Source organism: Streptomyces sp. DI166, assembly GCF_900091315.1.
Taxonomy (GTDB): Bacteria; Actinomycetota; Actinomycetes; order Streptomycetales; family Streptomycetaceae; genus Streptomyces; species Streptomyces fuscus.
Map to the genome: position 1 here is coordinate 89861 of NZ_FLSP01000005.1, position 12364 is coordinate 102224.

A 12364-nucleotide genomic window follows, 5' to 3' on the forward strand; every position below is an offset into this window, starting at 1 on the left:
GCTCGGTCAGCTCTCCCAGACGGCGGCAGCCGTACGGTCGTCGGCGTAGCCCTTGACCCGGACCTGGACGTCGGCCAGGAAGGCGGCCAGGCCGGGCGGGGCGGGGTCCGACCAGCGGTCGGTGAGGTGGGCGGCGAGGTCCGGCTCGCCGCGCAGGGGTTCGGCGAGCCCGCTGGTGCACATCAGCAGCGTGTCACCCGGCCGGGCTACCGAGGCCCGGAACCGGAAGGGCTCCCGCGGCGGCTCGGGGGCCGGTTCGTACGGGCTCGGCGGCTTGGGGATGCCCAGGTCCATGGTGAGCCGGTCGCCCTCGGGGGTCTCGGCGGGCAGCGAGCCGAAGCCGACGACCGCGTCCCCGGTGGCGTCGACGACCCGCGGCTCGATGTCCTGCCACTCGCCGTCCCGGAGCCGGAACAGGCCGCCCGCGCCGACGCCGAAGAAGACCCGGATACGGCAGTCGGGGTCGGCGGGCAGCAGCAGGCAGCGCAGGGTGGCCGCGTACTCCTCCGGGTCGACGCCCTGTTCGGAGGCGCTGGCACGGAGTTTGCCGAGGCTGCGGTCGGTGAGCCGGTGCAGGCCCGACTTCAGGTCGCCGCGGCGGGCGGCGCGGATGTCCTCGGCGAGCCGGGCGTGGCTGCGGCCGACGGCCCTGCCGATCCACTGGCAGGCCTCGGCGGCGGCGCGGTGGGCGCCGGGGGTGGCGCGGGCGCCGGTGGCCATGGCGACGAGGAGCAGTGCGCTGTCGCCGGTGCCGAAGCGGGCGGTGAGCAGGGAGTCGCGGCGGGGTTCGCCCCGGAAGCGGGCGGAGTCGCCGCGGAGGGAGGCGGCGCGCAGGGTGCAGGCGCCGTAGCGGGCGCCGTCCAGGACGGTGTCGGCGACGAGGTCGTCCAGGTCCTCGGGGTCGGCGGGCGGCAGGGCGGTGGGTTCGGCGTCGTAGGTGGGCGGGCCGGAGCCGACGTAGTCGACGGTGGCGGGCACCGGGGGCGCGGCGGGGCGGTCGTCCGGCGGCGGGGCGGAGGGCTGCTCGGTGTGCAGGGGCGGCTTGCCGAAGCGGACGGGCGGCTCCTCGAAACGCGTCGGCGCTTGCTCGGCCGGGGCCGGTGGGGAGGTCTGGCGGGGTGTGGGGATGCGCGGTTCGAGGTCCGGAACGGTTCTGCCCAGCGTGCCGGACGCGGACACGAACCGGTCGTCCACCGAGTCCGGGGCCGCGGTGGGCCCGGTGTCCTGGGTGGAGTCGTCGTACAGCTGTGTCCACCAGTCGTCCTCGCGGCCGGTGGACCTACCCCCCTGCTGGCTCATGCCCCTAATTGTCCACCGGGCGGGCCGGATGAAAACGGGGCAAGCCGAAATCGGGTGAGGGTGCGAACAGCGTTGCGATTATGGCGGGATGGGAGTCGCCGGACGGCCCTACCCCCCACAGGAGGACCGTCCGGCGACGACTTGGCGACCGGTCAGCGCACGTCGTAGGCGCGGTGCACGGTCTGGGTGACGGAGGCGCCCTTGGCGTCCGTCAGTTCGGCCTTCAGCGTGACCTGCTTCCCGCTCGCGCCTTCGTGGTCCACGAGCGCCTCCCACGCGCCGTCGCGCCGGACGGTGCGCGCCTCGGTCCAGGTCTCGCCCTCGTCGTACGAGTAGGAGAGCCGTACCTCGGTCAACTCACCGGGGTGGTAGCCCGCGTGGCCGGTCGCGGAGAGGGTGATGCGCTGCCCGTCCGCGGCGGGGAGCGTCTTCAGCCCGTCCTCGGCGAGGCCGTAGCGGGGGAAGAGCAGCGGGATGCCCTGCGAGTACGTGTCCTCGTCACGCGCGGAGCGGAAGGACCAGGTGGTCGTGGTGGCCGTGGACCGGTTCCACGCCCGTGCGGGCTGGCCGAACTTGGTGGTGCTCAGGGTCAGTTCGTAAGCGGACTCCTCGGGCGGGACCTCGAACACCCCGAACGGGTACGGGCTTTCGCCGAGGATCTCCCCGTTCCGCTTGAGCACCATGGAGCCGATGTCACCGAAGCTGCCCTGGATGCCCTGGTGTTGACCGTCGCCCCACATGGCGGGCGCGACGCCGATCAGGTCGCCCTGGCGTTCACCGGCGAGCGCCTGGCGGCCCTGCTCGTCGAGCGGGGCGACCGGTGTGACGACCCCGCCGTACCACTCCTCGGTGCCGTGCTCGCCCTTCTTGTACGTGCGCGCCGGGTCGGTGAGGAACTCGCCCCACGGGAAGCTGCTGGAGACGTCCTGCCGCCAGGCGGTGCCGCCGGTGGAGTGGTACTCGGTGCGGGTGAAGGGCGCGGGCACGGTCTCGATCTGGCCGAAGGCGGCGGACAGTCCGCCCGGCCGGGTCGCCGACTCCAGGTCGACGTGGTCGGTTCCGGTGCCCGCCATCGAGCGGTACGTCGCCCGGGTCGACGCCAGGTGCGCGTCCCGCACCCGGTAGGCACGGTCCGACCGGATCTGGCCCGTCTCGGGGAAGGCGAGGTTGTAGACGTACGGGCTCTTGGCGGTGGCCTTCCAGCGCAGGGTCACGTCACCCGCCGCGAGCAGGGCGGTGGCCTCGTCGGCCGGTACGGCGAGCACGGGCAGCGGTCCGCCGGCGAAGCCGAACAGCGGGTACCAGGTGCCCGGCGCGTCCCGGTACACCAGCAGCGCGACGGCTCCCGCGGCCTCGGCGCGCGCGGCGACCGTCCCGACGCCCTCGCCGTCCGGCAGGCGCACCAGCGCGACCTTGCCCTTGACTCCCGAAAGCTCCTCCTCCGTACCGGACTTGGCGTCGAAGAGAGCGGCCCTGCCGGTGCCGTCGAGGTTGGCCGAGCCGAGGTGGCCGGTGGTCGGGTGGAGCTTCTCGCCGCCCACGACGGCGAGTTCGGAGATCTGCGGGGCCGAGGCCCGCCAGAAGCTGGTGAACTCGAAGTCCCCGTCGCGGGCTTCGCCGCTGACGGAGGCGTAGTAGCCGCCGATGGTCCGGTTGCCCGAGACGGTGCCCGCGTGCAGCCAGGTGCCGTCCCAGCTGCGAGCGAACCCGAGGGTGGCGCCGCGGACTTCGGACGGTCGGTCGGTGCGCATGCTCAGCCGGTGCGCCTTGCGGGCGTCGAGGACGACGGTCGTGTCGTCGCGGATCTCCAGCTGGGAACGGGCGAGATAGGTGAGGGAGTCCACCGCCGTCCCCCCGTCCCGCGGGGTGGTGACGAAGGAGGAGAGGAAGTAGCTGCCGGGGCGGACGGCGTACGTCTGGTCCGTGGCGCCCTCGTTGAAGCGGCGCTCCCCGCTCGCGTCGTCGGTGCCGATCAGGTCGACCGAGGAGGCGCCGGAGGCGGGCTCACCGAGCCGGTCGAGAAGCTTGACCCGCAGGGTGACCGTCTCGGGCTGCACGTACAGCGCGAACGGCGTGGAGACGGAGACGCCGTCCGCCGTGGCGAGAACGCGGCCGGTGATGTCGCCGTACTGGGCTCGGGTGAGGGCGGCCGTGGGGTCGACGGTCAGCGGGACCTCGGCGGTACCGCCCGCCGGGACGGTGACCGTGCGGTCGGTGAGGCGCGCGACCGGCGAGCGGACGGCGGAGCCGTCGTTGCCGGTGACGCCGGTGACCGACAGCTTCAACCGCACCGGCTTGTCGGTGGTGTTGGTGTACGGCACCGCCACCTCGGTACGGTCGCCGCGGTGCTGCGGCCAGTCGAAGGCGCCGCCCTGCACCGCGGGCGCGCCGAGCACCGTCTGCCCGAGTGCGGCCCGTACGTCCAGGCGTCCGCCGCCGGTCTCGCGCACATCGCCCGGGATGCCGGTGTCGGCGGAGGAGACCAGGGCCGCCTTGAGCTGCCGGGCGTTCCAGTTTGGGTGCCGTTGCCGGAGGATGGCGGCGGCGCCCGCGACGTGCGGGGTCGCCATGGACGTACCGCTCAGCGCCTGGTAGGCGTACACGCCCCGGCCGCCCGCCCTGGCGGCCGAGATGCCGACTCCGGGGGCGGTGATCTCGGGCTTGAGGGTGTGCGCGCCGTAGACCGGGCCGCGGCTGGAGAAGGCGGCGGTGGAGTCGTCGCGGTCGACGGCGCCGACGGTGAGCACGCCGGGGGCGCAACCGGGCGAGGAGACCGTGTTGTTGCCGGGCCCGGTGTTGCCCGCGGCGATGACGAACAGGGTGTGCTCGCTGGTGCGGGCCAGCTCCTCGGCGGCCTGGGCCATCGGGTCGGAGCAGTCGGTGCGGGCGGGGTTGCCGAGGCTCATGGAGACGACGTCGGCGCCTTCGTCGACCGCCCACTGCATCCCGGCGATGATCCAGGAGGTCTCGCCGTAGCCGTAGTCGTTGAGGACCTTGCCGTTGAGCAGGTCCGCGCCCGGTGCGACGCCCTTGTTCCTGCCGCCGCTCGCGGCGCCGGTGCCGCCGACGGTGGAGGTGGTGTGGGTGCCGTGGCCGTCGCGGTCATCCGCGTCCGCGGAGTCGGTGAAGTTCTTCGAGGCGGCGATCCGGCCCCTGAGGTCGGGGTGTTCGGCGTCGGCGCCGGTGTCCAGGACGGCGACCTTGGTGCCCGTGCCGTCGTAACCGGCCGCCCACGCCTGCGGGGCGTTGACCTGGCCGGTCGAACGGTCCAGCGCGGCCTCGACCTTGGCGTCGAGCCACAGCTTCTCCAGCGGGCCGCGGGTCTTGGTGACCTCGTTCCAGAATCCGGCGGCCCGGTCCTTGTCCGCCTCCAGGGCGACGCCGTCGATGGCGTCGAGGACGAGCCCGCGTTCGGCGCCGCGCGGCGCGGAGCGCGGGACGGCGCCGGAGCCGTAGACGGCGATCAGCGGGAGGGTGTCGCGGTGGGCGTCGTCGTAGCCCTGGCGCACCAGGCCCGTGACGTTGAACAGTTCCTCGTCGACCCGGCCCGAGGCGAGCGCGGCGACGGCGCTCTCGGGGTAGACGTACAGGTCGTCGCCGGATCTGCGGGTCTGCACGAGCGGGGTCCGGCCGTCGTCGCCGGGCAGGGCCACGGCCCCGTCACCCGTGACCAGGACCCGGTCCCCGGTGACGAGGGTGACGACGGAACCGGCGTCGGCGGCGGCCCGGCTGCCGGTGGGCGCCGTCGGCCTGTCGTCGGCCGCTTGCGCGGGTACGGCTGTCGTGACGGCCAGGACGGCGGCGGTCGCCGCTCCGAGGGCCGTCCTCGGTATCGCTCTCCCCAAGGTCGCCTTCTTCCGGTGCTGCCGTATGCCCGGCGAGTGCGTGGAACGCGCAGGCCGAAGCGGCCCAATGCGGGCATGACGGGCGGTGGTTGATGCTGCGGTGGCGTCACCTTGGCAGAGCGGCGGGCGGTACGGCGATGATGTGCCGAGGCGGTTTTGCGCCGTGGCCGTTTCCCGCCAGGGGACCGTCGGCCGTTCCCCGCCGTGGAACCGTCGTGGCCGTTCCCCGCCATGGACCGACTGGGAGAGTGATGCTGGCAGCGATAGGGCTGGACGAGAGGCACGAGTCGGCGTACCGGGCGCTGGTGTCGGTGGGCGCGGCCGATGTCGCCGATCTCGCGCGGCGGCTGACGCTCGGCGAGCGGGAGACCGAGCGTGCCCTGCGGCTGCTGGAGCGGCAGGGACTGGCCGCGCAGTCCTCGGCCCGGCCCGGTCGCTGGGTCGCCGCACCGCCCGGGGTGGCGCTCGGGGCGCTGCTCACCCAGCAGCGGCACGAGCTGGAGAAGGCCGAGCTGGCGGCGGCGCTGCTCGCGGAGGAGTACCGGGCGGGGGCCGCCGAGGCCGCGGTGCACGATCTGGTGGAGGTGGTGACCGGCGCGGACGCGGTCGCCCGGCGGTTCCTGCAGATCCAGCTCGGGGCGGCGCAGGAGGTGTGCGCGCTGGTGACCGGCGATCCGGTGGTGGTGTCCGGGACGGAGAACGACGCCGAGGAGCGGGCCGCCGACCGCGGGGTTCGCTACCGGGTGGTCGTGGAGCGCTCGGTGTTCGACCTGCCGCAGGGCATCACCGAGCTGTCGGCGGCGCTGGGCCGGGACGAGCAGGTGCGGGTGGTGGACCAGGTGCCGACGAAGCTGGTGATCGCCGACGGGACGCTGGCGCTGGTGCCGCTGACCGCGCCCGCGACGGAGCCGGCCGCGCTGGTGGTGCACGCGAGCGGCCTGCTGGAACTGCTCTCCGGCCTGTTCGAGTCGGTGTGGCGGGACGCGCTGCCGCTCAGGCTCGGCGAGTCCGGGGTGACCGAGGAGGAACCGGACGGCCCGGACGCCACCGATCTGGAGGTGCTCTCGCTGCTGCTGGCGGGGCTGACCGACGCGAGCGTGGCGAAGCAACTGGATCTGGGCCTGCGGACCGTGCAGCGGCGCGTGAAGCGGCTCATGGAGCTGACCGGGGTGACCACCCGGCTCCAGCTCGGCTGGCACGCCTACGAGCGGGGCTGGGTGGCCCGTAACCGCTGACCTGCGGGGATCCCGGGACTCCTGCACTCTGGTCAGATGGGAGTGTGGGATCTCCTGCTGGTCGGCATGGTCATCCTGCTCGGCCTGTGCGGAGTGCTCGTACCCGGCGTACCGGGCTCGTGGCTGGTGTGGGCCGCGGTGATGTGGTGGGCGCTGAAGGATCCCCGCCCGGAGGCCTGGCTGCTGCTGGTCTCGGCCACGGCCGCCCTGTTCCTCTCCCAGGTCGTCCGCTGGGTGCTGCCACCGCGCCGCCTGCGCGAGAGCGGCGCCTCCCGCCGCATGGGCGCGTACGCCGGGGCGGGGGCGGTCCTCGGCTTCTTCCTGATCCCCGTGATCGGCGCGATCCCCGGTTTCATGGCCGGCATCTACCTGGAGGAACGCCACCGCCTGGGCCGCCACGCGGAGGCCATGGCCGCCCTGCGCACAGCCATGCGCTCGGGCGGCTCCAGCGTCCTGGCGGAGTTCTTCACCTGCCTGCTGATCGCGGCGGCGTGGGTGGGGGTGGTGGTGTGGGGGTAGGGCCGGGGTCCTGGGGCCTTTCGTTTGGATCAGCCTGGCTCTGATCGACGGTCCGTCGTGACTGAGCCGAGCGGGGTCTGGTGCGTGCAGCTGCAAGGCGGAGGAGGGAGTCGACGCGGAGCGTCGGCGACCGACGACAACGCGGCTGGGGGTCCCCCCTCTGGGGGAGTGCGTGCCAGACCCCGCGACGCCGGGATGATCCAAACGACAGGCCCTAGGGCGGTGTGCCGATGTGCGGGGCGCGGGGGCCGTGCTTGGCCGGCGGCATGACCGGATTCAGCGAGGCGGAACCGGCGTACCTGCGGACGCAGCGGATCGGCGGCAGCTGCGCCTCGCCGCGGATGTCGGCCCCGCGCACCTTCCACGGCCGTACGCTCACCACGTCGTCCACGACCAGACCGGCCCGCACGAGCTGGGTACGCACTTCAGCCAGGAGGTGATCCGGATCCGTCCGCGCCGGATCCACAGCTGGGGGCTCGAAGGCTAGAGCGCGTGTTCGAGGGTCAGCAGGGTCGTTTTGCGGGTGAGGCCGCCCGCGTAGCCCGTCAGGGTGCCGTTCGCGCCGATGACCCGGTGGCAGGGGCGGAGGATCAGGAGGGGGTTGGCGCCGATGGCGCCGCCCACCGCGCGTACGGCTGCCCGGGGAGCGCCGATGCGGGCCGCGACAGCGCCGTAGGTGGTGGTGACGCCGTAGGGCACGGCGTCGAGGGCGGACCAGACCCTGCGGCGGAATTCGGTGCCCTCGGGCTGGAGGGGGAGGTCGAATTCCTTCAGGTCGCCGGCGAAGTAGGCGGACAGTTGCTCGGCGGCGGTACGGAAGGCCGCCGGGTCGTGGCGCCAGGTCTCCTCGACGACCGGGGCGTTCCTCTGGTCGGGGACCGAGAGGGAGGTCAGGGCTCCGGTGCTCGCGTCCGCCGTGAGCAGGAGCGGGCCGAGGGGGCTGTCCAGGCTCGTCCAGAGCGTGGTCATCAGCGGTTCTCCAACTCTCCTGCGGCGCGCAGGTGCAGTAGGGCGTAGGAGCGCCAGGGGCGCCAGGTGTCGGGGACGGCCGCTCCGGGCGGGGCGACGTCCGGGTCGCCGAGGGCACGGGTGCGCACCACGGCCACGGTACGGGCGTGAAGGCCGGGCAGGGCGAGCAGTGCCGCCTCCGCGTCGTCCCGGTCGGCGCCCGGGTCCAGGCGTACCGTGCCGTCGGCGAGGGCGGCGCACAGGGCGCCCAGGGGGCCGTGCCGCTCCGCCTCGGCGATCACGGCCGGTTCCGGGAAGAGGTGGGTGAGGCTGCCGCAGGGCGCGTCCAGCGCCTTTCCGCACGCCCGGACCAGCCGCTCGGCCTCGGCGGACCCCACCAGCGCCCGTACGGCGAGTTCCTCGGGGTCGGCGGCGCCGGGCGACCTCAGCCCCGGCCGGGCGGCGACCAGCGGGGCGAGCCGTGGGTCGGTGCCGAGCCGTTCGTCGACGGCGTAGGGGTCGGCGTCCAGGTCGAACAGGCGGCGCAGGCGCTGGACGGCGGTGGTGAGGTCGCGGGGGTCGGTGAGGTGGAGCCGGGCGTCCAGCCAGCCGCCGGGGTGGGTGCCCCCGCCGGTGCCGCCGGGCTGTTCGTCGACGGCGACGATGCCGTTGCCGTGCGGCAGGCGCAGGGTGCGCCGGTAGGTGCGGCGGCCCGGCTCACCGCTGACGTCCTCCACGCCGGGCACCGCCTCGGCCTGGAGCAGGTCGAAGACGGCACCGGACTGGTAGGGACCGCGATGGGCGAGCCGGAGCGGGATGCCCGCGGTCGGGGCGGCGGCCCTGCGGGCGGAGCGGCCTGCCGCGCGGCGCAGCTCGCTGGGGGTGCGGGCGTAGACGGCCCGGACGGTGTCGTTGAACTGCCGGACGCTGGCGAAGCCGGCCGCGAAGGCGATCTCGGTGATCGGCAGGTCGGTGGTCTGGAGCAGCACGCGCGCGGTGTGCGCCCGCTGGGCGCGGGCCAGCGCGACGGGCCCGGCGCCCAGCTCGCCGGTGAGCTGCCGCTGCACCTGACGGGGGCTGTAGCCGAGGCGTGCGGCGAGCCCGGCCACGCCCTCGCGGTCGACGACGCCGTCGCCGATGAGCCGCATGGCCCGGCCGACGACGTCCGCGCGGACGTTCCAGTCGGCCGAGCCGGGCGCGGCGTCCGGTCGGCACCGCCGGCAGGCCCGGAACCCGGAGCCCTGCGCGGCGGCGGCCGTCGCGAAGAAGCGCACGTTGCGGCGCTTGGGGGTGACGGCGGGGCAGCTGGGCCGGCAGTAGATGCCGGTGGTCTCGACGGCGAAGTAGAACACGCCGTCGAACCGGGCGTCCCGGCTGCGCACCGCCTCGTACCTGGTGTCCTCGTCCATCACACGGTCCAGTCTCGGTCAGTTCCGGGACCGGCGCTGGCGGGATTCGGACACCGCGCCGGCGCCCCGCGGGCCGTCACCGCCAGCCGTTGCGCTTGGCCTCCATGGCCGCCCTCCCCTCGGCGCCCCGGCGCTTCCAGTCCCGCCGGATCTCCGCGCGCAACCGGGCGTCCGTCTTGGCGACGATGCGCTGGTTCTCCCGGATCAGCTTGCGGTAGCTCTCCAGCCGTCGCACCGGCAGCTCCCCGGAGTCGATCGCGGCGAGCACCGCGCACCCCGGCTCGCTGGTGTGGGCGCAGTCGTGGAACCGGCACCGCCCGGCCAGCTCCTCGATCTCGGCGAAGACCTGCCCGACCCCGCTCTCCGCGTCGAACAGCCCGACGCCGCGCAGTCCCGGGGTGTCGATGAGCACCCCGCCCGCGGGCATGACCAGCAGGTTCCGGGTGGTCGTGGTGTGCCGCCCCTTGCCGTCCACGTCCCGGATGGCCTGCACGTCCATGACGTCCTCACCGAGCAGCGCGTTGGCGAGGGTGGACTTGCCCGCGCCGGACTGGCCGAGCAGCACGGACGTACCGCCGCCGATGACGGAGGTGAGCACGTCGAGCCCCTCGTCGAGGTGGGCGCTGACGGTCAGCACCGGCACGCCGGGCGCGGTCGTCTCGACGTCCTGCACCAGGTGCGCGAGCGTCACCGGGTCCGGCACCAGGTCCGCCTTGGTCAGCACGACCACGGGCTGCGCCCCGGACTCCCAGGCCAGGGCCAGGAACCGTTCGATGCGCCCGAGGTCGAGCTCGACGGCGAGGGACACGGCGACGACCGCGTGGTCGACGTTGGCGGCGAGGATCTGCCCCTCGGACCGCTGGGAGGAGGTGGAGCGCACGAAGGCGGTACGGCGCGGCAGATACGCGCGTACGTAGCGGGGGTTGCCGCCGGGTTCGACGGCGACCCAGTCCCCGGTGCACACGACCCGCATCGGGTCGTTCGGGGTGACGAAGGCGGTGTCGGCGCGCAGCGGTCCGTCGGCGGTGACGACGTCGCACTGCCCGCGGTCGACCCGTACGACCCGGCCGGGCAGCAGCCCTTCGGCCTCGTACGGGGTGAACGCGTCGGCCCAGTCGGCGTCCCAGCCGTAAGGAGCCAGCGCGGAGGAGACAGAGGTGGAAGTCAACGAGGTGACCCTTCACAAAGGTCGGGCCCCGGCGAGGTTCGGTGGGTTCAGCCGGTGGCCGCGGAGGTGGACGTGATGGATTCCTGGATGCGGGCAGCGCCCGTCGCAATGACAGCCATCGGTCGACACCTCCTTCGCACGCTCGTTGTTTCACGCATCGCTGTGATGCGCCGCCACTGTAGCCGGGGGGCGGGTCGGCGCGTCAACAGGTTTTCCCGGCCCGGCCGCTCAGACCGCGCGGCACTCCTCGCCGTTCAGCTCGAAGTCGTACGCGGGGCGGTTGCCGCCCTGCCACGAGCCGATGAAACCGAAGGTCACGGAGCCGTCCGCGGGCACCGCCCTGTTGTAGGAGGCGGCGGAGGCGGTGACCCGGGAGCCCTCCTGGACGAAGGTGGCGTCCCACATCTGGCCGATGTGCTGGCCGTCGTGGAAGGACCAGGCGAGCTGCCAGGTGTCCAGGGGCCGTTCGGTGGTGACGGTGAGGGTGGCCTGGAAGCCGTCGGGCCACTGGTTGTCCAGGCCGTAGTGGACCTTGCAGGTGGGCGGTGCCTCGGTCGTCGGCCGGGCGGTGGTGGAGGACTTGCCCTGGGGCTCGGGGTCGGTGTCCCGCGCGCTCTTCCCGGCGGGCTCGGTGGCGTCCGCGGAGGGCGTCGGGGAGGTCTTCGCGGAGTCGCCCGGGACGGTGCTGTCGTCCGCGGAGGGCTCGAAGGAGGCGCCGGGGTTGTCCGCGACCGGCTGGCGGTCCGCGAGGTCCCCCGTGGCGCGGTTCTCCGGGCCGGTTCCCGAGCCGCCGAACGGCATCATCGACACCCCGAGGGCGAGCAGGGAGACCAGGGCCGCCGCGACGAGCAGCCCGCCGCGCACCGCCTTCGCCCTCTGCGCGCCCGGATCGGCGTGGTCGTGGTCGGCACCGGGTGCGTCGGGGCGTCCGGCGCCCAGCCGGACCTCGGCGGCCCGGCGGCGGCGCTCCAGGTAGGCGAGTCCGCCCCAGCCGATGACGCCGCCGACCAGGGCGGCGGGCAGGCCCAGGCCGTGCAGGCGCAGACAGGCGGCGGCCTCGGAGCAGTCCTGGCAGGTGGCCAGGTGCCGGGAGAGGTCGTCCGGGGTCTCGGCGATCGGGGAGCGGGTCACCGCGTCGAGGAGGCGGACGTAGCCGCGGCACTCGGGTTCCTTCGGCGCGTCCAGGTGGTTGCGGTGACAGCGGTCCCGGAACAGGCCGCGCACCTGGGCGAGTTCGTCGGCGACGGTGTCCGGGTCCAGGCCGAGCCGACGGGCGGCGACGGCCAGCGGCAGCGCCTCCACCTCGGCCAGCCACAGCAGTTCGGCGTCCGGCTGCTGCATGTCGCGCAGGGCGCGCAGGGCGAGCGGGCGGGTCTGCGGGGGGCCGGCGTAGCGGGCGGCCTTCTCCGAGTTGAGCCACAGCCGCAGTTCGGGGTCGAGCCGGTTGCCGCGCCCGGTGACCTCCCAGTCGGCCGCCGTGGTGCGAACGGCGGTCAACAGCAGGGGTATCCGGGGCAGCCGGGGTGAGCGGCGGCCGGTGTGGCGGGTGCCGTACGCCTCGGCGGCACGGATCTCCCGCATACCGGCCGAGAACGCCTCCGCGGCCAGTTCGTTGGCGGCGGTGGAACCGGCCGTGCACAGGTCGGCGTACGAGAGCACCGCGTCCCAGCACTCGGAGAACAGCGCGGCCTCGGCGGCGTCCTGGGGGGTCGGCAGGTCGGGCATGAGTCTCCTGCATCCACGAGCGAGGTCAACTCGCCATATTGGCAGTGGAGTTGGGGGGAACCTCGCGGCAGGGCACGAGCTTTTCACGTCTTCGACACAACTGACAAGCGCGCTATTCAAATGACACAGGCGCCCGTTCGCCGTCCCAACTCCGAGGAATGGTACGGATCCCGGGCGCCTCTTGTTCAACGTCCGTCACACGGCGTTGATCATCCG

The 12364-nt window shown here is 74.0% G+C and carries 9 protein-coding genes and 1 pseudogene; 3 read left to right on the forward strand and 7 right to left on the reverse strand.

What is annotated here, in order from left to right; genetic code table 11:
* Positions 1-6: 6 nt before the first annotated feature.
* Positions 7-1299, reverse strand: a complete 1293-nt coding sequence (locus GA0115233_RS04185) for a PP2C family serine/threonine-protein phosphatase (RefSeq protein ID WP_093718694.1) — start codon at positions 1297-1299, stop codon at positions 7-9.
* Positions 1300-1451: 152 nt separating this feature from the next.
* On the reverse strand, positions 1452-5144 hold the full coding sequence (locus GA0115233_RS04190; RefSeq protein WP_093718695.1) for a S8 family serine peptidase: 3693 nt from the start codon (positions 5142-5144) through the stop codon (positions 1452-1454).
* A gap of 251 nt (positions 5145-5395) precedes the next feature.
* Between GA0115233_RS04190 and GA0115233_RS04195 the strand changes: the two genes are divergently transcribed.
* Both GA0115233_RS04195 and GA0115233_RS04200 read left to right on the forward strand, forming a co-directional pair.
* Positions 5396-6379, forward strand: a complete 984-nt coding sequence (locus GA0115233_RS04195) for a helix-turn-helix transcriptional regulator (protein ID WP_093718696.1) — start codon at positions 5396-5398, stop codon at positions 6377-6379.
* 36 nt (positions 6380-6415) lie between these two features.
* The gene (locus tag GA0115233_RS04200) at positions 6416-6898 is read left to right on the forward strand and encodes a DUF456 domain-containing protein (protein WP_093718697.1); all 483 of its coding nucleotides are present in this window, start codon (positions 6416-6418) and stop codon (positions 6896-6898) included.
* Positions 6899-7112: 214 nt separating this feature from the next.
* Here the strand turns inward: GA0115233_RS04200 and GA0115233_RS41590 are convergent, their stop codons facing one another.
* Positions 7113-7322 carry a hypothetical protein gene (locus tag GA0115233_RS41590; protein ID WP_176711637.1) on the reverse strand — a complete coding sequence of 70 codons (210 nt, stop codon included), beginning with the start codon at positions 7320-7322 and terminating at the stop codon, positions 7113-7115.
* Between GA0115233_RS41590 and GA0115233_RS41595 the strand changes: the two are divergent.
* Positions 7299-7385 (forward strand): annotated as a pseudogene (locus GA0115233_RS41595) (PPOX class F420-dependent oxidoreductase); the annotation flags it as partial. The gene GA0115233_RS41590 and the pseudogene GA0115233_RS41595 sit on opposite strands and share 24 nt — an antisense overlap.
* On the opposite strand, the gene GA0115233_RS04210 reads toward GA0115233_RS41595, so the two are convergent.
* The 4 genes from GA0115233_RS04210 to GA0115233_RS04225 all read right to left on the reverse strand — a co-directional run bounded on the left by GA0115233_RS04210 (position 7382) and on the right by GA0115233_RS04225 (position 12148).
* The gene (locus GA0115233_RS04210; protein ID WP_093718698.1) at positions 7382-7867 is read right to left on the reverse strand and encodes a methylated-DNA--[protein]-cysteine S-methyltransferase; all 486 of its coding nucleotides are present in this window, start codon (positions 7865-7867) and stop codon (positions 7382-7384) included. The pseudogene GA0115233_RS41595 and the gene GA0115233_RS04210 overlap by 4 nt on opposite strands.
* Positions 7867-9255, reverse strand: a complete 1389-nt coding sequence (locus GA0115233_RS04215; protein ID WP_093718699.1) for a DNA-3-methyladenine glycosylase 2 family protein — start codon at positions 9253-9255, stop codon at positions 7867-7869. Before GA0115233_RS04215 ends, GA0115233_RS04210 begins: the two co-directional genes overlap by 1 nt.
* 76 nt (positions 9256-9331) lie before the next feature.
* On the reverse strand, positions 9332-10423 hold the full coding sequence (gene rsgA, locus GA0115233_RS04220; RefSeq protein ID WP_093718700.1) for a ribosome small subunit-dependent GTPase A: 1092 nt from the start codon (positions 10421-10423) through the stop codon (positions 9332-9334).
* A 228-nt stretch (positions 10424-10651) separates the two neighbouring features.
* Positions 10652-12148, reverse strand: a complete 1497-nt coding sequence (locus GA0115233_RS04225; RefSeq protein ID WP_093718701.1) for a cellulose binding domain-containing protein — start codon at positions 12146-12148, stop codon at positions 10652-10654.
* Between the last annotated feature and the right edge of the window lie 216 nt (positions 12149-12364).

Excerpts from the sequence above, each read along its gene's own strand:
- GA0115233_RS04185 (WP_093718694.1), bottom strand. The coding sequence starts at position 1,299 with ATGAGCCAGCAGGGGGGTAGGTCCACCGGCCGCGAGGACGACTGGTGG.
- GA0115233_RS04195 (WP_093718696.1), top strand. The coding sequence starts at position 5,396 with ATGCTGGCAGCGATAGGGCTGGACGAGAGGCACGAGTCGGCGTACCGG.
- GA0115233_RS04200 (WP_093718697.1), top strand. The coding sequence starts at position 6,416 with ATGGGAGTGTGGGATCTCCTGCTGGTCGGCATGGTCATCCTGCTCGGC.
- GA0115233_RS04210 (WP_093718698.1), bottom strand. The coding sequence starts at position 7,867 with ATGACCACGCTCTGGACGAGCCTGGACAGCCCCCTCGGCCCGCTCCTG.
- GA0115233_RS04215 (WP_093718699.1), bottom strand. The coding sequence starts at position 9,255 with ATGGACGAGGACACCAGGTACGAGGCGGTGCGCAGCCGGGACGCCCGG.
- GA0115233_RS04225 (WP_093718701.1), bottom strand. The coding sequence starts at position 12,148 with ATGCCCGACCTGCCGACCCCCCAGGACGCCGCCGAGGCCGCGCTGTTC.